Raw genomic sequence first — 20,951 nt, forward strand, 5'->3', positions numbered from 1 at the left:
CTCCTTCGGGGGCCGCCGGACGGAGGGTGGCATGGCGGACACGTGTCATGCCGCAATCCCGCCATGGACCACTGTACGGCGACGCGGCATATTCATGCCATCCGTTCCGCAGGTCTCCCCCCAGGAAGGGTCCGCCCATGTCCCGATCCGCACGCGCCGTCGCCGGTGGGCTCGCCGTACTCGTGGCTCTGGCCACGGCCACGACGACGCCCTCGCAGGCCGGCGCTCCGGCAACCTCCCCACCGACCCCGTCCGCCACCGGCACCACCCACCGCGTCACGCTCGTGACCGGCGACGTGGTCACGCTCACCGACAACGCCGGCGGCCCGCCGACCGCGTCCGTCGAGCCCGCCGCGGGCAGCCGCGGCGGCGTCCAGATCCAGCAGGTCGGCGAGGACCTGCACGTCGTACCGGACGCCGCCCTGCCGTACCTCGCCAGCGGCCGCCTCGACCCCGAGCTGTTCAACGTCTCCGCCCTGGTCGACCAGGGGTACGACGACGCGTCGGTGCAGTCGATCCCGCTGATCGTGCAGTACCGGCCGGGGCTGCGGGCCGCGGCCGCGACCCCGCGGTACGCCGACCGTGGTGCGACGCTGGAGAGCATCAGCGGTCTGGGCATGTCCGCGCACAAGGCCGAGGCCGCGAAGTTCTGGTCCGGTATCACCGCGAGTACGGCCCGGTCGGCCGCCCCCGGGCAGTTCGGTGAGGGCATCCAGAAGGTGTTCCTCGACGAGAAGGTCAAGGCCAGCCTGGCCGAGAGCGTCAACCAGATCGGCGCGCCGACCGCGTGGGCGCAGGGTCTCGACGGCTCCGGTACGACGGTCGCGATCCTGGACACCGGTGTCGACCAGACGCACCCCGACCTGGCCGGCCGGATCGCCGAGACGCAGAGCTTCGTACCGGGTGAGACCACCGAGGACGTGAACGGTCACGGCACCCACGTCGCCTCCACGGTGGCCGGTACCGGCGCCGCGTCGGCCGGCGTCGAGAAGGGCGTCGCGCCGGCCGCGCACCTCGCGATCGGCAAGGTGCTCAACGACGGCGGCTCCGGCGCCGCGTCCTGGATCATCGACGGGATGGAGTGGGCCGCGCACCGGGCCAAGGTGGTCAGCATGAGCCTCGGCAGCACCGAGGCCAGCGACGGCACCGACCCGATGGCGCAGGCCGTCGACCGGCTCAGCGCCGAGACCGGCGCGCTCTTTGTGATTGCCGCAGGCAACTACGGGCGGGTGAGTGGGATCGGCTCGCCGGGTGCGGCGTCGGCCGCGCTGACCGTCGGCGCGGTGGACAAGAACGACAACCGCGCGTACTTCCAGGACATGGGTCCGCGGCTCGGCGACGCGACCGTGAAGCCGGAGATCGTCGCGCCCGGCGTCAACGTACTCGCGGCCCGCGCGGCGAAGTCGTCCGGCAGCGGGTACTACAAGTCCCTCAGCGGTACGTCGATGGCGACACCGCATGTCGCCGGTGCCGCCGCGCTGCTCGTGCAGGAGCACCCGGACTGGACGGGTGAGCAGCTCAAGTCGGCGTTGGTCAGTACGGCGAGACCGTTGGCCGGCGAGACGGCGTACCAGGTCGGCGGCGGGCGTCTCGACGTACCGGCGGCGGCTTTCGGGAAGATCAACGCGACCGCGACCCGCGACTTCGGGTTCCACGCCTGGCCGCACGGTGACGACCTACCGGTCGAGCGGACGATCACCTACACGAACCTCGGCGACAGCCCGGCCACGCTGGACCTGTCGACGGACGTGACCAGTGACGGTACGACGCCCGCACCGGCCGGACTGCTCACGCTGGCGTCGAACCAGGTCACCGTCCCGGCCAAGGGCACTGCTTCGGTCAACGTCACCGCGACGCCGAACCTGGCCACGCCGGGCCCGTCGTACTCGGGCACCGTGATCGCGAAGCAGGACGGCAAGCAGGTCGCGCAGACCGCCGTCGGGCTGGTCATGGAGGGCGAGCGGTACAACCTCAACGTGCACGCGACCGGCCGTGACGGTAAGCCGGCGGGCGGGTTCGTGACGCTGTACAAATACGGCAACCAGTTCGTCGACACGCTCGAGATCGACCCGGCCACCGGCAACGTCTCGACGCAGCGCCTGGAGCCCGGCGTGTACGCGGCGTACTCCTGGTTGCCGGTCGACGGCGAGCAAGGTGTCGCGCTTGTTGGCAACCCGCACCTTGTGATCGGGAAGAACACCGACTTGACGCTGGACGCGCGTACGGCGAAGCCCATCACGCTCAGCACGCCGCTGCCGGGTGAGGACGTCTACCGGCGCTCCGGTTGGTACCACGACTCCGGGATCGGCGGGCAGTACGCGACCTTCTTGAGCCAGTACGTGCCTACGCCGGTGGTGACCAACGTGTACGCCGCCCCAACGGGTGCTGTGGCTGGTGGCGTGTACGACTTCTCGTCACGCTGGCGCCGTACGACGCCGTTGCTGTCGATGACTGTGGACGACAAGGCGCTGCACCCGCTCTTGCAGGGCGGATCGAAGCGTTGGGACGGTAAGGCGACGCTGAGCAGCGTGTACGCCGGCAATGGTGCGGACTACACGGGTCTCGACGTTCGTGGGAAGGCTGTGTTCGTAACGGCCGACCCTGCGGTCACGCCGAGCGCCCGGGCTGCGGCTGCCCTCGCTGCTGGTGCGGCTGTGCTGGTCGTGGTGAGTGAGGGCCGGTACTACGACTGGGCTGGTGGTACTGACCTGCCTGTGTACTCGTTGACGGCGGCAGAGGGTGCTCCGTTGATTGCCCGCATGGCGTCCGTTCGGCTGCGGATGATGGGGACCGAGGCTCCGCCATACCTGTACGACCTGGTGAAGGCGTACAGCGGGGGGATCCCGGCTGACCTGCGGTACGCGCCGCGGGCCGGTGAGCTGGCCACGGTGGTCAACCGGTTCGTCGGGCCGACCGGTGAGCTCGCGTTCGAGAGCAGGGCCGACTGCCGGATCGGGTTCTGGCCGCCGTGCCTGCAGGTGACCGAACCGGTGCACCTCGGGACCCAGCGGGTCGACTACGTGTCCACAGGCGCGGGGACCGACTGGTACGAGCAGACGAATGACCCGCGGGGCTGGGAGCAGCGTGGCGAGCGGCACATGTACCGGCCGACCTCGGTGCAGACGAACTCCTGGTTCGCGCCGGTCGCCCGTCCGCGGGTCGGCTCCGGGTACTGGAACCCGCGACGCAGTGGCAACTTCTTCGCGGTGAACGTGCCGTTCGCGAGCAGCGGCGACCAGGGCGTCACCGGGGCGATGGACGACGAGTCGACGGTCGCGACCAGGCTGTTCCAGAACGGGAACCTGGTGCGGACGAGTACGTTCCAGGCGATCCAGACGAGCGTGCCGGCGACGACGGGCTGGGCGAACTACCGGTTCGAGATGGACACCACCCGGCCGGCGGTGTGGGAGCTGGGGACGAAGACGTCGACCGCGTGGGACTTCCGGGCGCAGACGGCGGCGACGAACGGGTACGCCTACCTGCCGTTGATCCAGCTCGACTACCACTTGGCGACGGACCTCAACGGTGCGTTGACGGGGAGCCCGTGGCAGCGCATCGGACTGTCCGCGTTCCAGTTCGACGGTGTCGAGGGTGGCGGCAAGCTCAACGGCGCGACGTTGCAGGTCTCGTACGACGACGGCGCGAGCTGGCAGGCGGCTCCGCTGTCCCGGGCCGGGGCCGGCTGGTACGCCGACGTACGGCTGCCGAAGGGTGCGTCGTACCTCTCGCTGCGCGCGACGGCCACCGACGACGCGGGGAACGCGGTCCGCCAGGAGGTGATCCGGGCGGCGTCGATCCACTAGAAACAGCGCAGCCGGCGGTGACCCAGTCTCGGGTCGCCGCCGGCTGTCCGTACGTGCTTCAGCTGACGCTGATCAGGTCCACGACGAAGATCAGGGTCTCGCCCGGCTTGATCGAGGCGCCCGCGCCGCGGTCGCCGTACCCCAGGTGCGGCGGGATGACCAGCTTGCGCCGGCCGCCGACCTTCATACCCTGGACGCCGGTGTCCCAGCCCTGGATGACCTGGCCGACGCCGAGCTGGAACGCCAGCGGGGCGCCGCGGTTGTACGACGCGTCGAACTCCTCGCCGGTGGAGTGCGCGACGCCCACGTAGTGCACGTTCACCCGGGAACCGGCCTTGGCCTCGGCGCCGTCACCCTCGGTGATGTCGGTGATCTCGAGATCCGCCGGCGGCGGCCCGTCCGGAAAGTCGATCTCTGGCTTCTCAGTCATGTCTCCAGCTAAGCAGAAAGTGCCGGGAAAGTTCCGATCGGGTTCCTGTTGGGGGTGATCGGGAGCGTCTAGGCTCTCGAACACGAGGCCGACCAATGGGGGTGGGCCGCGGGCGCGAGGAGTTCGACCATGCCGGAGCCGGTGACCCAGACACTCGACGTACCAGGTGCGACGCTGACGTACGACGTTCGCGGCGACCTCGCGAACCGCCCGGTGCTGCTGATCATCGGTTCGCCGATGGGCGCGAGCGGCTTCCCGACGCTGGCCTCGCACTTCGAGGACCGGACCGTCGTCACGTACGACCCACGTGGCGTCGAGCGGAGCGTCCGCAGTGGCGAGCTGACCGAGCTCTCACCGGAGGACCACGCCGCGGACCTCGCCGCGCTGATCGAGCACCTGGACGTCGGCCCGGTCGACCTGTTCGCGAGCAGCGGTGGCGCGGTGAACGCGCTGGCCCTGACCGCCCGGCGCCCTGACCTGATCCGGCGCGTGGTCCCGCACGAGCCGCCGCTGGCCGGCATCCTCCCGGACCACGAGGCCGCGACCGCCGCGGTCGAGGACATCTACTCGACGTACCAGCGCGACGGCATGGGGCCCGGGATGGCGAAGTTCATCGCGATCGTCGGGTACGACGGCGAGATCCCGGCCGACTACACCGAGCAGCCCGCGCCGGACCCGGCGATGTTCGGCCTGCCGACCGAGGACGACGGCAAACGCGACGACGCCCTGCTCGGGCAGAACCTGCGCGGCTGCACGTCGTACCAGCCCGACTTCGACGCGCTCGCGAAGGCGAAGGACCGGATCGTGATCGGAGTCGGCGAGGAGTCCGGCAACCAGCTGGCCGCCCGCGGCGGCAAGGCGGTGGCCGAGCGGCTCGGCCTGACGCCGGAGGTCTTCCCGAGCGGCCACGGTGGCTTCCTCGGCAACGAGTACGGCCAACCCGGCAAGCCGGTCGAGTTCGCGGCCAAGCTCCGCGAGGTCCTTGGGTAACCTAGCTCTCCGTGATCAAAGCCCTGGTTTTGGTGATCGGCCTACTGACCTCTCCCACCGCGCCTGAGACCTACGCGCAGTACTCCCTGATGTTCGAGAAGTCCGCCGGCCAGTACTTCGCCGGCGGCACCGCGGCAGGACAGTGGGCCTGGACCCCACTGTCCGCCACCGAGTCCGACATCTCCTGGGGCGACCCGAAACCCTGGCCTCCCGCGTCGGCCGAACGCTTCGTCCACGACGGCGACTGGGTCCTCCTCGACGGCTACAACGACGGAGCCGGCCGCCCACTTACCCAGATCCAACGCGTCACCACCGAAACCATCGGCGACGCCAACTGCACCAACATGCAGCCAATCCCCTCCGCCAACGGCCGCCAGCACTACGTCAAGTGGACCATCCCCACAACGGCCTACTGCCTCGACGCCACCGGCACCATCAAACCCCCCAACGGCTCCACCACAGTCCACTTCCGCCACCTCCAGAAGTGGCTCCCACCCCACCCCTGCTCCAACCCCTACTTCACCAACCAAACCTGCATCACCCAGTCAGAACAGTGGTGGGACGACAACCACCACCCCTACTCCCTCCAACTAGCCCGCACAGTCGAACTGGCCAAGGGCCTAGGCATGGCCTTCACCAACCACACCACAGTCCCCTTGGACTGGAACGCCGACGGGCGTTACTACTGGCACTACTGATTGAGTATTCGCATGAGTGCAATGTTGTCGACGGAAGACATCGATCGCATCGCGGAGGAAGCGATCGACAGCGAGACGCCGGGCGCGTTGGCGGTGTCGTTGATCGATGCCGTCGAGAACGGCAGGGTCGCTGACCAGACCGACATCGGCTATGCCCTGACAGTCGCGGCCGAGATCACCAGCGACACCGGCGATGCGGAGACCTCGATCGCGCTTGCGGAGCGTGCAATCGAGGCCTACGAGCGATCCGAAGGCACCTTCGTTTGCCACCCGGCTGCAGTTCGCGCTGACGCGCTGTTCCAGGCGGGCCGCGATGAGGAGGCGATGACGCAACTCTCGGCTCTGCGTGAACGATTGGCAGCGGATCCGGATGCCCCGATGCTCGTCGGTGACGTTCTGGTGTCCAACGGGCTGGCGGAAACCGCTGAGGAGTGGCTGACTGAGGCCTTGGACGAAGTTCTCCGTCGTCACGGTGAACTTGAGTCCACTCCCTCGGACCCGACCTACGACGACGTCGCGACGCTCGCCTTCGAACTCCTTCAGGCCAGGCATGGTGTGCGGCACGAGCTGGGGCTCCCGCATGATGATCACGACGAGCTCGCGGACGAGCTGATGGAGAATCTGGAGGACTCGCTCGAAGACGAGTCGGCGTTGCTGTTCCTGCCACAGCGCGAGTACGAAGAAGCTCTCCGCCGCTGGCCAGAACTGGCTGTCGACCACGGCGCAACCTGGGACGAGCATCGAGCCGCTACGGAGCAGGAGCTCCGGCTGCGCGCGGAGCATGGCGCAGTTCGCTTGGCTGTCGTTCCCGGCTCAGCCGACGGACTTGCGGAGTTCGCCACGATGGACGGGACCGAGCAGCTCGTCAACGACGCAGTCCAGGCCTACAGCGACTCCCTCGCAGAGTCGAACATCGCCGAGGTCAACTGGCCCCCGGGCCGCAACGACCCATGCTGGTGCGGCTCGACAAGCAAATACAAGAAGTGCTGCCTCCCACGCGCGCACTGATACGTCGCATTCTGGCGCCTCGCCGATCCGTCTTCCCAGGCGTGGTCCGCAGCACCCTGTTCGTCGAGTCGTGGGATTCGGCCGACGATGCGCCGTCTCTGGCGACCTCGATCCACGAGTCGCTGTCCCGGGCACCAGCCAAACGCCACGACTCGGCGTTCCCCGGGGCGATGCCGGCCGACGGCCAGGTTGGGGAGGATTGCCCACCCGAACGGGCACGTAATCCTCCCCAGATAGTCAATCCGCGACGGTAGCCGCACGGTCTGGTACTCCGCGGCAGCCTCACGGGTGTTCTTCGCGGCCGGCTCGGGTTGGCGCCGCGATGTCATCGCGTGAGACGAGCCCCCTACCAGAAGTCGTCGCGTAGGACGCTCGGCTGAGCCTTCACTCGCGGGGGCTAGTACCTCACCTCTTTAATCACGACCGTCCGTCCGTGGGCGGCTTCTGCGGTGGGGCACGCTAGGGTGGGCGTCCGTGAAGGTTTTGGTTGTCGGGTCTGGTGGGCGCGAGCATGCTCTGGCCTGGGCGTTGGCTCAGGATGCGGAGGTTGAGCTGGTGGTGGCGGCTCCGGGGAATCCGGGGATTGCTGCGCTGCGGCCGGTGTACGACGGGCAGACGGTTGGGTGCCGGGCTGTGGACGTCGAGGATCATGACGCGGTGGTCGCGCTGGCGCGGGAGCTGGACGTGGACCTCGCGGTCGTCGGGCCGGAGGCGCCGCTGGTGGCGGGGCTGGCGGATCCGTTGCGGGAGGCTGGGATCGCGGTGTTCGGGCCGTCCCGGGAGGCCGCGCAGATCGAGGGGTCGAAGGCGTTCGCGAAGGACGTGATGGCGTGCGCGAGCGTGCCGACCGGCCGCGCGTACGTCTGCACCACGCCCGAGGAGGCGGCGACGGCGATCGACGCGTTCGGGCCGCCGTACGTCGTGAAGGACGACGGGCTCGCCGCGGGGAAGGGCGTCGTCGTGACGTCGGACCGCGAGGCGGCGCTGCGGCACGCGGCGGAGTGCGACCAGGTGCTGATCGAGGAGTACCTGGACGGGCCGGAGGTCTCGCTGTTCGCGATCACCGACGGTACGACCGTACTGCCGATGCAGCCGGCGCAGGACTTCAAGCGGCTCGGCGACAACGACGAGGGCCCGAACACCGGCGGCATGGGCGCGTACACACCGTTGCCGTGGGCACCGGAGGACCTGGTCGCCGAGATCACCGAGAAGGTGCTGCAGCCGACGATCGACGAGCTCCGGCACCGCGGTACGCCGTTCAGCGGGCTGCTGTACGCCGGTCTCGCGCTGACGTCGCGCGGTGTCCGCGTGATCGAGTTCAACTGCCGCTTCGGGGACCCGGAGACGCAGGCGCTGCTGCCGATGCTGAAGACCCCGCTCGGCGGCCTGCTGTACGCCGCCGCGACGGGCAAGCTCGCCGACCAGGGCGGCCTGAGCTGGCGGAACGCGTCGTCGGTGGCGGTCGTGGTGGCCGCGAAGAAGTACCCGGCCAGCCCGCGCAAGGGCGACCCGATCGCCGGGATCGACCAGGCCGAGAACGACGACGTCCGGGTCTTTCACGCCGGTACGGCGCTGGACGACGACGAGCTGGTGACGGCCGGCGGCCGGGTGCTCGCGGTGAGCGCGGTCGGCAAGGACCTGGCCGAGGCGCGGCAGCGCGCGTACGCGGCGGTCGGGCAGATCCGGATCAAGGGATCGCAGCACCGCACCGACATCGCCCTCAAGGCCGAACGCGGCGAGATCACTCTCTGAAGCACGACAGAACCGCCGGCCCAAGGCGTGGCCGGCGGTTCTCCGAGCGCGGGTTCAGACGGTACGAGGCTCGCTGAGCTTCGGCATCACCTCGCGGTTGGCGGGCACGGTGCGCAGGTGCGCGTACCCGAGGACCGACAGGATCAGCAGCACCCCGGCGGCCGCGAAGGCGGCGATCGCGGCGATGAAGGCGATCTGTCCCATCTTCCAGAACGCGTACGCGTTCAGCAGCATGCCGCGCAGGGTCTCACCGCGGAACACGGTCTGGACCTCGCCGGCCAGCTTGGCGTCGTTCGGGTTGGCGATCGACTCGGCGGACAGCTGCGCGTAGGTCTTGCCGCCGCCGATCGACTGGATGTGGACGGCGATGTAGTGGTTGGCGTACGCCTCGGCCTGGGCGCCGTTCACCAGCTGCTGACCGGCGTACGGCGTCAGGTACGGCTTGATCGCCGGATCGTTGAGCGAGTCGCTGCCCGCCTTCGGGAAGTAGATCTGCTGGGCGGCGAGCTGGTCGTGGACCTGGTTGTCGACGAAGCTGTGCGCCCACAGCAGCAGTGCGCCGGCGGCGACCATGACGATCGCGAGAACAAGCCCGGCGGAGGTGAGCAGCGCGTCGAACGTCTTGCGGCGCATGATGTCGTCCTTTCGGCCCGCGGTCCTCGGGGCCGCGGAGTGGATGGCCTGTACTCCGAGTGTTCGGCAGCGGCAGCCATCACCGACAGGCACCGAAAGACCTCCACCGGCAGGTCCAAGTACCCCGGTCCGCCGGGACCTGGCTCAGTAGACCGTCCGCCTGAGCGATCCGTCGAAGGTGTTGTCCCGGATCGGTTTGACCGGCTCGATCTTCGGCATCCCCGGCAACGGGTGCGCCAGCATGTCCCGGAGCCGGTCGTCCTCGATCCCCGGTATGCCGAGCACGGCAACCCGCCGTACTCCCGTGCCGGGGTGCTCCCGCAGTTCGTGGTACGTCCGGCTGAACCACCGAAGCGCTCTGACCTCCCCCTTCGCCAGGACGGCCGCGCGGAGGTCCGCGACCGCGGGCGTGGCCGCGACCGCGGCGAGGAACTCGGGCACCGAGAGGCCGCTGTCCGGGACCACTGTGAGCGCCGCCGCCTCGATCGGGTACGTCGACTCGGTCCGGACCGCCTTGACCCGCTGCCGCTTGTACGCGACCTCCAGCCGCCCGTCGCCGGCCAGCGTGACGAACACCACTACGGCGGCGCGCTCGGCGCCGCCGACGAGGAACGCGACCTCGTACGGCGTGAGCCTGTCCATCTGTTCATGGTGTCCTGTAAACAGGTCAGAATTCGATGGAACCGGATCAGTGGGTCGGGGGTGTAGGTGGGTATGGAGACCGAGGGGCTGCGGGAGTTCTACAGCGCCCACCAGCCGCGGCTGGTGGGCGTCGTCTCGCTGCTGACCGGATCGCGCGCCGAAGCCGAGGACATCGTGCAGGAGGCGTTCGTCCGGTTGGTGCCCCGCTGGGAGAAGGTGTCGCGGTACGACTCTCCCGAGGCCTGGGTGCGGCTGGTCGCGATGCGGCTGGCGGCGAACAGGCACCGGGACGGCAACCGGGTCAGCCAGCTGTTCCACCGGCTGCCCGCGGAGCATTTCCCGGACCATGCCGACGGATATTCGGGCGACCTCGAGCAGGCTCTCGCCGGCCTGCCGATGCCGACCCGGCAGGCCGTCGTCCTCCATTACGTCTGCGACCTGAGCGTGGCTCAGGTGGCGGACACGCTCGGGATCGCGGAAGGCACGGTCAAGTCGCGCCTCTCCCGCGCCCGGGACGCCCTGTCCGAATCTTTGCTGTTGAGGAGTGACGACCATGCCTGAGCTGCAGGAAGACCTGCAGGCGCTGGCCGACCGCCGCGCCGACGAGTCCACCGGGGACTTCGAGTCGGTCCTGGTCGCGGCCCGGACCCGCAAGCGCCGCCGGACCGCCGGCCTGACCGTGATCGGAGCAGCCGCGGTGGTCGCGGCGGTTGCCATCATCCCTACGCTCCGCCCTGCTGCTGACAACGCCCCGGTGGCCGGCAGCCCGGTTCCGACCAATGCGGTCCAGCCGCCGACGGTCGAGTCGCACCCGAACGCTCAGCAGCTGCCGAAGGTCGTCGGCCCGCTGGCGCTGCGTACGTCGACGGTGGCAGCCGGTGCCCAGTTCGTGGCGGGGCTCCCCGACAAGGTGGCCCGCGGCGCCGGGTTCTCGCTGTCCTCGGTCTCGCAGCCGGACAAGTCGCTGTACACGCTGGTCGCCAAGATCGGCTCGGCCGCGCCGTACGCGATCCCGATGACCGGTGAGATGGGCGTCGCGATGCCGTCGTACTCCGGCACCGGCCCGTTCACGCTGGCCCTGCCGAAGGGCCTGCCGGCCGGTACCTACCAGGTCTGCACGCTGTCGGGTGCCCGCCTGTGCAGTCTGGTGACCGTCAAGTAGTCGCCGTCTGGGACAATGGGGTTCGTGACCAAACCCCGGATTCCCAACGTTCTCGCCGCTCGCTACGCCAGTCAGTCGATGGCGGAGCTGTGGTCGCCGGAGCACAAGATCGTGCTCGAGCGGAAGCTCTGGGTCGCCGTACTGAAGGCCCAGAGCGCGCTCGGCGTGCCGGTTCCGGACGGCGTGATCGAGGACTACGAGCGGGTGGTCGACCAGGTGGACCTGGGGTCGATCGCCGAGCGTGAGCGGGTCACGCGGCACGACGTGAAGGCGCGGATCGAGGAGTTCAGCGCGCTCGCCGGGCACGAGCACATCCACAAGGGGATGACCAGCCGTGACCTGACCGAGAACGTGGAGCAGCTCCAGATCCGCGCCGGCCTCGAGCTGGTCCGGGACCGCGCGGTGGCCACGGTCGTCCGGCTCGGCCAGCTGGCCGCGGACCACGCGGCGCTGGTGATGACCGGGCGTTCGCACAACGTGGCCGCGCAGGCGACCACGCTGGGCAAGCGGTTCGCGTCGGCCGCGGACGAGCTGCTGGTCGCGATCGCGCGGCTCGAGGAGCTGATCGAGCGGTACCCGCTGCGCGGCATCAAAGGCCCGGTCGGTACGTCGCAGGACATGCTCGACCTGTTCGGTGGCGACGCGGAGAAGCTGGCCACGCTGGAGACGACCATCGCCCAGCACCTCGGGTTCAGCAACGCGCTGACCAGCGTCGGGCAGGTGTACCCGCGGTCCCTCGACTACGAGGTGGTGTCCGCGCTGGTGCAGCTGGCCGCGGGGCCGTCGAGCCTGGCGACCACGATCCGGCTGATGGCCGGGCACGAGCTGGTCACCGAAGGGTTCAAGGAGGGCCAGGTCGGGTCCTCGGCGATGCCGCACAAGATGAACACCCGGTCCTGCGAGCGGGTCAACGGCCTCACCGTCATCCTCCGCGGGTACGCGTCGATGGCCGGTGAGCTGGCCGGCAACCAGTGGAACGAGGGCGACGTCTTCTGTTCCGTCGTACGGCGGGTCGCGCTGCCGGACGCGTTCTTCGCGCTGGACGGGCTGTTCGAGACGTTCCTGACCGTGCTCGACGAGTTCGGGGTCTACCCGGCCGTCGTGGCGCGGGAGCTGGAGCGGTACCTGCCGTTCCTGACCACGACCAAGGTGCTGATGGCCGCGGTGAAGAACGGCGTCGGCCGGGAGACCGCGCACGAGGTGATCAAGGAGCACGCGGTCGCCACCGCGCTCGACCTCCGCAAGGGCCTCGCGGCGAACGACCTGTTCCACCGCCTCGGCACCGACGGCCGCCTCGGCCTCACCGAGGAGCAGATCGTCGGCATCGTCGGCGAGCCGCTGTCGTTCACCGGCGCGGCCGTCGCCCAGGTCGGCGCGGTCGTCGCGCAGATCGACGAGCTCGCCAAGCGCCACCCGGAGGCAGCCGCCTACACGCCGGGTGACATCCTCTAGTCCGTGTTCGCACCGCTCACCTGGTTCATCGTCGCGCTGTCGCTGGCAGCGATGGTGTACGCCGTCGTGCTGGCCGCGCGGAACAAGCGGATCGACTGGCCCGTGCTCGGCGCGATCGGGGTCGTCGAGGTCGGGCTGCTCGCGCAGCTGGTGGTCGGAATCGTGCAGTTCAGCGGCACCGACCGGCACGTGTCCGGGCCGTTCTTCCTCGGGTACCTGATCGGCTCGCTGATCATCCTGCCGATCGGGGCGTTCTGGGCGCTGGCGGAGAGCAGCCGCTGGGGTGCCGGCGCGCTGGCGATCGCCTGCCTGGTGATCCCGATCCTCGAACTCCGGCTGCACGACGTGTGGACGGCCTGAGATGAGCGATCCGGCAGCCACCAAGCACGGTCCCGGACGGATCCTGATCGCGGTGTATGGCGTGTTCGCGCTGGCGGCGACCGCGCGGGCCGGCGTACAGATCGCGACCAAGTTCCACGATGCGCCGATCGCCTACCTGTTGTCGGCGGTTGCCGCGGTCGTCTACATCGCGGCGACGTTCGCGCTGGCGAAGGCGACGGCGGTGTCCCGCAAGGTGGCCACCGCCGCGATCGGGGTCGAGCTGGTCGGCGTGATCGGCATCGGCGCGTTCAGCTACGCCGTACCGGGCGACTTCCCGGACGCGACCGTGTGGTCGCACTTCGGCCAGGGGTACGGGTTCGTTCCCCTGGTGCTGCCCGTGCTCGGCCTGCTCTGGCTTCGTCGCACCCGGTAACTGCCAGGAAACTGCCAGCCACCCGCAGGGGCTGACTCAGGTTCACCGGACAGCATCGGTGCCATGGAGATTCCAGGTCAGCCTCGGGTCGAGATCGTCGTACCCGTCAAGAACGAGGAGAACGACCTCGGACCGAACATCAGGCGGCTCCGTGAGTTCCTCGACACCGCCTTCCCGTTTCCGGCCGAGGTCTGCATCGCGGACAACGGAAGTACGGACGCGACATATGAGATCGGCCTGCTGCTCGCGAGCGAGCTGCCCGGGGTCCGGATCGTCCGGCTCGAGCAGTCCGGTCGCGGCCGTGCGCTGAAGCAGGTCTGGTCCGCGAGCTCCGCCGAGGTGCTCGCGTACATGGACGTCGACCTGTCCACGAACCTGAACGCCCTGCTGCCGCTGGTCGCGCCGCTGCTCGCCGGGCACAGTGACGTTGCCATCGGCACCCGGCTGGCGAAGAGCTCCCGGGTGGTCCGGCGGCCGAAGCGGGAGTTCATCTCGCGCTCGTACAACCTGTTGCTGCGGGCAACGCTCAGTGCGCACTTCTCGGACGCGCAGTGCGGGTTCAAGGCGATCCGCGCCGACATTGCGCGGGAGCTGCTGCCGCTGGTCGAGGACACCAGTTGGTTCTTCGACACCGAGCTGCTGGTGCTGGCCGAGAAGGCCGGGCTGCGGATCCACGAGGTGCCGGTGGACTGGGTCGACGACCTGGACTCCCGGGTCGCGATCGCGAAGACGGTGGGCGAGGACCTGCGGGGGATCGCCCGGCTGATGCGCAGTCGTGTCGACCTGGAGCCGGTCCGGCAGAAGTACGGACGGCCGCGGATGCTCGATCCGCGGACCGCGTTCGCGGCCCGGGTACTGCGGTTCTGCGCGATCGGCGTGCTCAGTACGGCGGCGTACGCGCTGATCTACCTGGTGCTGCGGCAGGGGATGCCGGCGCAGGTGGCGAACCTGCTGGCGCTGCTGATCACCGCGATCGGCAACACCACGCTGAACCGGCGCTTCACGTTCGGCGTCCGCGGCGTGGAAGGCCGGTGGCGGCATCAGCTGCGCGGCCTGGTCGCGTTCGGGATCGGCTGGAGCCTGACCGCCGCCTCGCTGTGGCTGCTGCACACCGCGGTCACCACGCCGCACCAAGCGGTGGAGGTCACCGTGCTGACCCTCGCCAACCTGGCCGCGACCATCGTCCGGTTCAGCCTCTTCCAGACGTGGGTGTTCGACGACGACGCGCCTACCTTGCCCGCCTTCGAACCCCCAGCGGTTCTCGACCAGACCCGGAGCAACTGAATGACGACCGTCTCCGATCCCGTCGAGGCAACCCGGCCTCGCGCGATCACGACGCAGTACACCCTCAGCAGGGACAAGATCCTGTACGGCGGCCTCTTGGTGCTGACCGCGATCGCGTACCTGTGGGGGTTGTCCAAGAACGGCTACGCGAACGAGTACTACGCGGCCGCGGTGCAGGCCGGCTCGAAGAGCTGGAAGGCCTGGTTCTTCGGGTCGTTCGACTCGTCGAGCTTCATTACCGTCGACAAGACCCCGGGCTCGCTGTGGGTGATGGGGCTGTCCGGGCGGATCTTCGGGTTCAACACCTGGAGCATGCTGGTACCCGAGGCGCTGATGGGCGTCGCGAGCGTCGGTTTCGTGTACGTGTCCGTACGCCGCTGGTTCTCCGCGAACGCCGGCCTGCTCGCCGGGGCGATCCTCGCGCTGACGCCGGTCGCCGTACTGATGTTCCGGTTCAACAACCCGGACGCGCTGCTGATCCTGCTGCTCTGCATCGGGGCGTGGGCGGTGACGCGAGCGATCGACTCGACCAAGTACGCGGCGCGCTGGATGATGCTGGCCGGTGCGATGGTCGGTTTCGGGTTCCTGACCAAGATGCTGCAGGCGTTCCTGATCCTGCCGGCCTTCGGCATCGCGTACCTGGTGGCCGGCAAACCCAAGCTGGGCAAGCGGATCCTGCACCTCGTACTGGCGACCGTGTCGTTGATCGTCAGCGCCGGCTGGTGGGTCGCGATCGTCGAACTGCTGCCGGCGTCGGCACGCCCGTACGTCGGTGGGTCGTCCGACAACAGCATCCTCGAGCTGACCCTGGGGTACAACGGCCTCGGTCGGTTGAGCGGCAACGAGACCGGGTCGGTCGGCGGCGGCGTCGGCAACCCCGGCTGGGGCGGCGCCACCGGTCTGCAGCGGCTGTTCGGCGGCGAGTTCGGGTCGCAGATCTCCTGGCTGATGCCGGCCGCGCTGCTGTCCACCGTCGTACTGGTCGTGGCCGCGGGCAAGGCACCGAGGACGAACCGGACGCGGGCATTCGCGTTGCTGTGGGGCGGCTGGCTGGTTGTGACCGGGCTGGTGTTCAGCTACATGCAGGGCATCATCCACCCGTACTACATGATCGCGCTGGCGCCCGCGTTCGCTGCCGTCATCGGCGGGGCGATGTCGATCCTCTGGCGGCGCCGGGCGGAGTGGTTGCCGCGGGCAACTCTCGCGGGCGGCGCGCTGCTGACGGCCGGGTGGAGCTTCCACCTGCTGGACGCGACGCCGACGTGGCAGCCGTGGCTGCGCTGGGTGGTGCTGATCACCGGCGTACTCGCGGCGGGTCTGATCATGCTGCTGCCGGAGCTGAAGCTGCACCGGGCGGCGGCGCGACGGGCCGGTCTGGCCGCGGCCGCGGTGCTGACGATCAGCGCGCTGGCCGGACCGACGGCGTACTCGATCGACACGATCAGTTCGGCGCACTCCGGCGCGATTCCGACCGCCGGGCCGGCCGGGTTCGGCGGGATGGGCGGGGGCCGCGGCGGCTTCGCGGGCGGGCGGATGGGTACGCCGCCCGGCCAAGGCACTGGTACGACGCAACCTGGTACGGGTACGACGCAACCTGGGGCCGGTACGACGCAACGCGGTGGCGGGATGGGCGGCGGCGGTGTCGGCGGGTTCCTCGGCGGAGGTGGTACCAGCGGGGTCTCGAGCGAGTTGGTGACGCTGCTGCAGCAAGGGGCGAAGGGGTACACCTGGACGGCCGCCGCGGTGACCGCGATGGGCGCCGCGCCGATGCAGATCGCCTCCGGCGAACCGATCATGGCGATCGGCGGCTTCAACGGCACCGACCCGGCGCCGACGCTGGACGAGTTCAAGCAGCTGGTTGCCCAGGGCAAGATCCACTACTTCATCGGCGGCGGTGGTGGCTTCGGCGGGCGCGGCGGGGACTCGACCACGAGCGACATCTCCACGTGGGTCAGCCAGAACTTCACGGCGCAGACCGTCGGCGGCACGACCGTGTACGACCTTTCCACCGGAACAGGAGCATGAACATGACGCAGTCCCCGGAAGCGCAGTTCCAGGCCGCCAGAGCAGTTGGTGAACCGGGCCTGAGGCAGCACGAGGCCGGAGCAGGTCAGCAGCAGCCGGGCGGAGTGGTCCAGCCGGGAGCGGCGCAGGAGGCCGGGCGGAAACGGCCGAGCAACCTGATGCTGGCCGGAGCCGGGTCGATCCTCGCGGTGCTGGCGTTCCTGGGCGGAATGGCGGTCGGGCATTCGTGGGACGGGAGCAGCAACCAGCAGGGGCAGTTCGGTGGACCGGGAGGCGGCGGGTTCCCCGGCGGTGGTTTCCGGGGGAACGGCCAGGGCAACGGCACCGGCCAGAACGGCGGCACCGGCCAGAACAACGGGACCGGTCAGGGCAACGGGACCGGCCAGGGCTTCGGGCAAGGCAACGGCACCGGGCAGGGCAACGGCACCGGGCAGGGGACCTTGCCTGGTAATGGGAACCAACAGGGGACGCAGGGGCAGACCCAGACCAGCTGACCAGCAGTTGGTCCGACCAGGCAGCCCGGCGGGTGTGAGCGGACAACTCGGCCCGCCGGGCGTCGTTCTGGACAGGTGTCAAGAGCGCAGAGGGTTCACAGGGCGGCAGGGTGGGGTAAGGATCGGGGCGTGGAATGGTCGAACGTCACCTGGTTCCTGACCGCGCTCGGGGCGGTCGTCGTACTGATCACGCGCGTCCGGCTCGGTGGGACCGTTGTCGACGGCACCGGTCACGGTGCGGGGCGGCACGGGTATTCGGCCATCCTGCTGCGGCTGCACACGATCGTCGGCATCGTCACGCTGATCGGCTGGGTAGTTGCCCTGATCATCGGTCGGCGGGAGATCGCGCTGGTGATGCTGGCCGGCTGGTGGGCGCTGACCGTCGTCGGGCTGTTGCTGCTGGCCCGTTGGTTGCCGAGCGGCGGCAAACACTCGGAGGACACGCAGAGTGATTCCTGGGGTTCCGGCGCGGGACTGTCCGTGCTCGGGCACGTCGGCATGCTGCTCGGCGTCTGCTACTTCACGTTCGTGGCGGTCACCGACCGTCTTTGAGCGAGCGCTTTTCTCGCTCCTGTTGTGCGCCGAGTCCAATGATCAGCGCGGTCACGGAGCGTCGTACGCCGGCCTCGAACGCTTCTGGTGACAGCGTCGACCCGGCCCCCGCGACCCGGTCGTACAGCAGCCCGTCCATCATTGCCGCCGCCGGCCATGCCGCGGCCTCTGGATCGGGTACGCCGATCCCGTCGAGCAACTGCGCCAGCATCGTCCGCAACTGCCGCCCGCCCTCGTCGATCGTGGCCCGCAGCTCGGGCTGCCGGCTCGCCTCGAGCGACAGCTCGTACCGCGCGATCAGATCGTCCGGCCGCTCCCGCGCGAGACCGGCGACCATCGCCACCATCAACTCGATCGGATCCGCCCCGGCCGGCGGCATCCCGGTCACGTCCCGCGCGAGCATCCGCCGTACGCACGCGCTGAGCAGCGCGTTCCGGGTGCGCAGGTAGTACGACGTGGAGCCCGGCGGCAGGCCGGCCTCCGTGTCGACCGCGCGGTGGGTGAGCCCGCGCAGTCCGCGGGTGGCGACCAGGTGGATCGCGGCGTCGGCGATCGCGTCCTGCCGGTCCGCCCCCCGTGGCACTGTCACGCCGGACAGTCTCGCACTTCCCAGCCGGACTCTACAGATGTAGAGTCGTGGACATGAGGACGGCGATCGTGGTCGGAGCGGGTATCGGAGGGGTGACCGCCGCAGTCGCGCTGCAGCGGTCCGGGTGGCAGGTCACGGTGCTGGAGCGGGCCGCGGCGCTGGGCGAGGTCGGGGCCGGGATCTCGGTCTGGCCGTCGGCGGTCGCGGTGCTCGAGGAGCTCGGGGTCAAGGGCGTCGAGAAGGCGTCGGTGCCGTCCAAGCCGGCCGGGATGCGCAAGCCTGACGGCCGCTGGGTGGTGAGCGCGGCCGAGCTGGGCGTGGAGATCCCCGTGATGATCCACCGCGCGCAACTGCATGACCTGATCACGGCCGAGTTCGGCCCGGCGGTCACGGTCCGGACCGGGTACGACGTACGCACGGTGGACCAGGACGCGGACGGGGTCACGGTGAACGACGACCTGCGGGCGGACCTGCTCGTCGCCGCGGACGGGATCCGCAGCGTGGTACGCGAGACGCTGTACCCGCAGTACGCCGGACCGCGGTACTCCGGGTTCACGGCGTACCGGGGGATCGCGGACGTCGAGCTGGACGACGGCGGCGGGGAGACCTGGGGACGTGGGCAACTGTTCGGGTTCGCTCGGCTGATCGACGGGCGGTTCTACTGGTACGGGACCGCGAACCAGCCGGCCGGGACGACGAGCGAGCCGGGCGTGTTCGAGAGCTGGCACGATCCGATCCCGCGGTTGATCGCGGGCAGCGAGAAGATCCTGCAGAACGACATCTGCGACCTGACGCTGCCGCTGGTGCCGTTCGCGCGGGGCCGGGTGGTGCTGCTCGGCGACGCGGCGCACGCGATGACGCCTAACCTGGGCCGCGGCGCCTGCTCCGCGATCGAGGACGCCGGCGCCCTGGGCCGGCACCTCGGCGGCGGCGACGGCCGGCACCTCCGCGACGGCGACCTGCTGCAGGCGCTGACCGCGTACGACGCCGAGCGCCGCCCCGCCACCACCAAGCTGGTGAAACGCTCCCGCTCCCTCGGCCGCTTCGCCCAAACCGAGAACCCGATCGTCTGCACCCTCCGCGAGGGCCTGTTCACCCTCGGCGGCAAACTTCTCGCGCTGCGCAAGCGCTAGCGAGCGGACCTCCGCCACTCACCAACCCGCCGGGACGGCGGGCGTGCAGGCTCAGCCGCGCTCCGGCGCGCGGGCTGCGCGGAGGTTGGTGAGTGCTGCGCGTCCGCCCCTGCGCGCGAGATGGAAGAATCGCCTGCGTGACGACTCTTCCGCACGCCCCTGAGATCCCTGGTGCGAAGCACATCCACTCCGGCAAGGTCCGGGATCTGTACGAGTTGGAGTCCGGCGACCTGCTGATGGTCGCGAGCGACCGGATGAGTGCGTTCGACTGGATCCTGGAGACGCCGATCCCGGACAAGGGCAAGGTGCTCACCGCGATGAGCCTGTGGTGGTTCGAGCAGCTCGACGTGCCGAACCACATCGTCTCCACCGACGTACCGGCGGAGGTCGCCGGGCGGGCCGTGGTGTGCGAGAAGCTCGCGATGTTCCCGGTCGAGTGCGTGGCCCGCGGGTACCTGAGCGGTTCCGGCCTGCTGGACTACAACGCCACCGGCGCGGTCTGCGGGATCCCGCTGCCGGGCGGCCTGGTCGAGGGCTCCCGCCTGGAGACCCCGATCTTCACCCCGGCCACCAAGGCCGAGCTGGGCGAGCACGACGAGAACGTCTCGTACGACGCGGTCGTGGACACCGTCGGCGCCGACGTCGCGGCCGCCCTGCGGGACACGACCCTCGACGTCTACACGAAGGCACGCGCGACGGCCGAGGAGCGCGGCATCATCCTGGCGGACACGAAGTTCGAGTTCGGCGCCCGCGCGGACGGCACGATCGTGCTGGCCGACGAGGTGCTGACGCCGGACTCGAGCCGGTTCTGGCCGGCCGACCAGTGGGCGCCGGGCAAGCAGCAGCCGTCGTACGACAAGCAGATCGTGCGGGACTGGCTGCAGTTCGAGTCCGGCTGGGACCGGCAGTCCGGCGAGGCCCCGCCGCCGCTGTCCGACGAGGTCATCGAGCGGACCCGCTCCGCCTACATCGGCGCGTACGAGCAGCTCACCGGCCGGAAGTTCTAGAACATACTCACGCCGAGCGCGAGCAGGATGAAGCGGGCGCCGCGGCCGACCAGTACGGAGGCGGCGAAGAACACGGTCCGCATCCGGGAGGCGCCGCCGATCAGCGCCACGCCGTACAGCGGGGGGACGCCGACGAAGGCGCTCAGCAACGTGACCGGGACGCCCCAGCGGCTGTCGCTCATTGCGTCCAGCAACCGCTTGCTGAGGTCCCGGTTCCACTGCACGAAACGGCCCCAGCGGGTGTCCAGGTCGACCGGCTTGGGCTCCTTCTTGGTCTTCCGGGCCGCGTAACCGGGCCGGTGCCGGACGGCCAGGAACATCGCGACCTTGCCGATCGTCTGGCCGATCGAGACGCCGATTGCAGCGGTCACCGGGTTGAGGGCGTCTGTGGCGCCGAGCGCGAGGACGTACGCCTCCGCGTTCATGAACGGTACGACCGCGGACCCGATGCCGAAGCCCACCGCCAGTGCCAGTTGCCAGACCCACATACTTCCGAGGCTAAGCGCCAATCCGGTCGATGCCACGGAACCTAGGCCCACTTCC

General features: G+C 69.7%; 21 protein-coding genes. 16 read left to right on the forward strand and 5 right to left on the reverse strand.

What is annotated here, in order from left to right:
* Positions 1 to 137 precede the first annotated feature (137 nt).
* On the forward strand, positions 138 to 3,803 hold the full coding sequence (locus tag ACQHIV_RS32760; protein WP_427887819.1) for a S8 family serine peptidase: 3,666 nt from the start codon (positions 138 to 140) through the stop codon (positions 3,801 to 3,803).
* A 58-nt stretch (positions 3,804 to 3,861) separates the two neighbouring features.
* On the opposite strand, the gene ACQHIV_RS32765 is transcribed toward ACQHIV_RS32760, so the two are convergent.
* A complete protein-coding gene (locus ACQHIV_RS32765) occupies positions 3,862 to 4,233 on the reverse strand; it encodes an FKBP-type peptidyl-prolyl cis-trans isomerase (RefSeq protein ID WP_427887821.1) in 372 nt (123 codons plus the stop codon).
* 129 nt (positions 4,234 to 4,362) lie between these two features.
* Between ACQHIV_RS32765 and ACQHIV_RS32770 the strand changes: the two genes are divergently transcribed.
* From ACQHIV_RS32770 to purD, 4 genes are all read left to right on the forward strand, one after another.
* On the forward strand, positions 4,363 to 5,223 hold the full coding sequence (locus ACQHIV_RS32770) for an alpha/beta fold hydrolase (RefSeq protein WP_427887823.1): 861 nt from the start codon (positions 4,363 to 4,365) through the stop codon (positions 5,221 to 5,223).
* Between the two features lie 11 nt (positions 5,224 to 5,234).
* Complete coding sequence (locus ACQHIV_RS32775) at positions 5,235 to 5,921, forward strand: hypothetical protein (RefSeq protein ID WP_427887825.1); 687 nt, start codon at positions 5,235 to 5,237, stop codon at positions 5,919 to 5,921.
* 12 nt (positions 5,922 to 5,933) lie between these two features.
* Entirely contained in the window at positions 5,934 to 6,929 is a 996-nt protein-coding gene (locus ACQHIV_RS32780; protein WP_427887826.1) for an SEC-C metal-binding domain-containing protein, read from the forward strand.
* A gap of 474 nt (positions 6,930 to 7,403) precedes the next feature.
* Complete coding sequence (purD, locus tag ACQHIV_RS32785; protein ID WP_427887828.1) at positions 7,404 to 8,681, forward strand: phosphoribosylamine--glycine ligase; 1,278 nt, start codon at positions 7,404 to 7,406, stop codon at positions 8,679 to 8,681.
* 54 nt (positions 8,682 to 8,735) lie between these two features.
* Here the strand turns inward: purD and ACQHIV_RS32790 are convergent, their stop codons facing one another.
* Together ACQHIV_RS32790 and ACQHIV_RS32795 are read right to left on the reverse strand one after the other, a co-directional pair.
* Entirely contained in the window at positions 8,736 to 9,314 is a 579-nt protein-coding gene (locus tag ACQHIV_RS32790) for a hypothetical protein (protein WP_427887830.1), read from the reverse strand.
* A 144-nt stretch (positions 9,315 to 9,458) separates the two neighbouring features.
* Positions 9,459 to 9,956, reverse strand: coding sequence for a TIGR04222 domain-containing membrane protein (locus ACQHIV_RS32795; protein ID WP_427887832.1), 498 nt, complete (start codon positions 9,954 to 9,956; stop codon positions 9,459 to 9,461).
* A 72-nt stretch (positions 9,957 to 10,028) separates the two neighbouring features.
* Here ACQHIV_RS32795 and ACQHIV_RS32800 point away from each other — a divergent pair, with 72 nt between their 5' ends.
* The 9 genes from ACQHIV_RS32800 to ACQHIV_RS32840 all read left to right on the forward strand — a co-directional run bounded on the left by ACQHIV_RS32800 (position 10,029) and on the right by ACQHIV_RS32840 (position 17,679).
* Positions 10,029 to 10,517 (forward strand): SigE family RNA polymerase sigma factor, encoded by a 489-nt coding sequence (locus ACQHIV_RS32800; protein ID WP_427887834.1) that lies wholly within the window; start codon positions 10,029 to 10,031, stop codon positions 10,515 to 10,517.
* Entirely contained in the window at positions 10,510 to 11,118 is a 609-nt protein-coding gene (locus ACQHIV_RS32805; protein ID WP_427887835.1) for a hypothetical protein, read from the forward strand. Before ACQHIV_RS32800 ends, ACQHIV_RS32805 begins: the two co-directional genes overlap by 8 nt.
* A gap of 15 nt (positions 11,119 to 11,133) precedes the next feature.
* A complete protein-coding gene (purB, locus tag ACQHIV_RS32810) occupies positions 11,134 to 12,570 on the forward strand; it encodes an adenylosuccinate lyase (RefSeq protein WP_427887837.1) in 1,437 nt (478 codons plus the stop codon).
* Between the two features lie 3 nt (positions 12,571 to 12,573).
* Positions 12,574 to 12,930 carry a hypothetical protein gene (locus tag ACQHIV_RS32815; protein WP_427887838.1) on the forward strand — a complete coding sequence of 119 codons (357 nt, stop codon included), beginning with the start codon at positions 12,574 to 12,576 and terminating at the stop codon, positions 12,928 to 12,930.
* Position 12,931: 1 nt separating this feature from the next.
* On the forward strand, positions 12,932 to 13,324 hold the full coding sequence (locus ACQHIV_RS32820; protein WP_427887840.1) for a hypothetical protein: 393 nt from the start codon (positions 12,932 to 12,934) through the stop codon (positions 13,322 to 13,324).
* Positions 13,325 to 13,387: 63 nt separating this feature from the next.
* Entirely contained in the window at positions 13,388 to 14,608 is a 1,221-nt protein-coding gene (locus ACQHIV_RS32825; protein WP_427887842.1) for a glycosyltransferase, read from the forward strand.
* Complete coding sequence (locus tag ACQHIV_RS32830) at positions 14,609 to 16,633, forward strand: glycosyltransferase family 39 protein (RefSeq protein ID WP_427887844.1); 2,025 nt, start codon at positions 14,609 to 14,611, stop codon at positions 16,631 to 16,633. It begins immediately after the preceding gene.
* 2 nt (positions 16,634 to 16,635) lie between these two features.
* On the forward strand, positions 16,636 to 17,127 hold the full coding sequence (locus tag ACQHIV_RS32835; RefSeq protein WP_427887845.1) for a hypothetical protein: 492 nt from the start codon (positions 16,636 to 16,638) through the stop codon (positions 17,125 to 17,127).
* Positions 17,128 to 17,256: 129 nt separating this feature from the next.
* Entirely contained in the window at positions 17,257 to 17,679 is a 423-nt protein-coding gene (locus ACQHIV_RS32840; protein WP_427887847.1) for a hypothetical protein, read from the forward strand.
* Here the strand turns inward: ACQHIV_RS32840 and ACQHIV_RS32845 are convergent.
* Positions 17,663 to 18,268, reverse strand: a complete 606-nt coding sequence (locus tag ACQHIV_RS32845) for a TetR/AcrR family transcriptional regulator (RefSeq protein ID WP_427887848.1) — start codon at positions 18,266 to 18,268, stop codon at positions 17,663 to 17,665. The two genes, ACQHIV_RS32840 and ACQHIV_RS32845, sit on opposite strands and share 17 nt — an antisense overlap.
* 53 nt (positions 18,269 to 18,321) lie before the next feature.
* On the opposite strand from ACQHIV_RS32845, the gene ACQHIV_RS32850 reads away from it, so the two are divergent.
* Together ACQHIV_RS32850 and ACQHIV_RS32855 are read left to right on the forward strand one after the other, a co-directional pair.
* Positions 18,322 to 19,401, forward strand: coding sequence for an FAD-dependent monooxygenase (locus ACQHIV_RS32850; protein ID WP_427887850.1), 1,080 nt, complete (start codon positions 18,322 to 18,324; stop codon positions 19,399 to 19,401).
* A gap of 137 nt (positions 19,402 to 19,538) precedes the next feature.
* Positions 19,539 to 20,408 carry a phosphoribosylaminoimidazolesuccinocarboxamide synthase gene (locus ACQHIV_RS32855; RefSeq protein WP_427887851.1) on the forward strand — a complete coding sequence of 290 codons (870 nt, stop codon included), beginning with the start codon at positions 19,539 to 19,541 and terminating at the stop codon, positions 20,406 to 20,408.
* On the opposite strand, the gene ACQHIV_RS32860 is transcribed toward ACQHIV_RS32855, so the two are convergent.
* Positions 20,405 to 20,896 carry a hypothetical protein gene (locus ACQHIV_RS32860; RefSeq protein ID WP_427887852.1) on the reverse strand — a complete coding sequence of 164 codons (492 nt, stop codon included), beginning with the start codon at positions 20,894 to 20,896 and terminating at the stop codon, positions 20,405 to 20,407. The two genes, ACQHIV_RS32855 and ACQHIV_RS32860, sit on opposite strands and share 4 nt — an antisense overlap.
* Positions 20,897 to 20,951: the final 55 nt, after the last annotated feature.

It is taken from the genome of Kribbella polygonati (assembly GCF_050320105.1).
Lineage (GTDB): Bacteria > Actinomycetota > Actinomycetes > Propionibacteriales > Kribbellaceae > Kribbella.

Excerpts from the sequence above, each read along its gene's own strand:
- ACQHIV_RS32820 (WP_427887840.1), top strand. The coding sequence starts at position 12,932 with ATGAGCGATCCGGCAGCCACCAAGCACGGTCCCGGACGGATCCTGATC.
- ACQHIV_RS32770 (WP_427887823.1), top strand. The coding sequence starts at position 4,363 with ATGCCGGAGCCGGTGACCCAGACACTCGACGTACCAGGTGCGACGCTG.
- ACQHIV_RS32825 (WP_427887842.1), top strand. The coding sequence starts at position 13,388 with ATGGAGATTCCAGGTCAGCCTCGGGTCGAGATCGTCGTACCCGTCAAG.
- ACQHIV_RS32835 (WP_427887845.1), top strand. The coding sequence starts at position 16,636 with ATGACGCAGTCCCCGGAAGCGCAGTTCCAGGCCGCCAGAGCAGTTGGT.
- ACQHIV_RS32850 (WP_427887850.1), top strand. The coding sequence starts at position 18,322 with ATGAGGACGGCGATCGTGGTCGGAGCGGGTATCGGAGGGGTGACCGCC.
- ACQHIV_RS32830 (WP_427887844.1), top strand. The coding sequence starts at position 14,609 with ATGACGACCGTCTCCGATCCCGTCGAGGCAACCCGGCCTCGCGCGATC.
- ACQHIV_RS32790 (WP_427887830.1), bottom strand. The coding sequence starts at position 9,314 with ATGCGCCGCAAGACGTTCGACGCGCTGCTCACCTCCGCCGGGCTTGTT.
- ACQHIV_RS32805 (WP_427887835.1), top strand. The coding sequence starts at position 10,510 with ATGCCTGAGCTGCAGGAAGACCTGCAGGCGCTGGCCGACCGCCGCGCC.
- purB (WP_427887837.1), top strand. The coding sequence starts at position 11,134 with ATGGGGTTCGTGACCAAACCCCGGATTCCCAACGTTCTCGCCGCTCGC.
- ACQHIV_RS32795 (WP_427887832.1), bottom strand. The coding sequence starts at position 9,956 with ATGGACAGGCTCACGCCGTACGAGGTCGCGTTCCTCGTCGGCGGCGCC.
- ACQHIV_RS32765 (WP_427887821.1), bottom strand. The coding sequence starts at position 4,233 with ATGACTGAGAAGCCAGAGATCGACTTTCCGGACGGGCCGCCGCCGGCG.
- ACQHIV_RS32760 (WP_427887819.1), top strand. The coding sequence starts at position 138 with ATGTCCCGATCCGCACGCGCCGTCGCCGGTGGGCTCGCCGTACTCGTG.
- ACQHIV_RS32800 (WP_427887834.1), top strand. The coding sequence starts at position 10,029 with ATGGAGACCGAGGGGCTGCGGGAGTTCTACAGCGCCCACCAGCCGCGG.
- ACQHIV_RS32780 (WP_427887826.1), top strand. The coding sequence starts at position 5,934 with ATGAGTGCAATGTTGTCGACGGAAGACATCGATCGCATCGCGGAGGAA.
- ACQHIV_RS32860 (WP_427887852.1), bottom strand. The coding sequence starts at position 20,896 with ATGTGGGTCTGGCAACTGGCACTGGCGGTGGGCTTCGGCATCGGGTCC.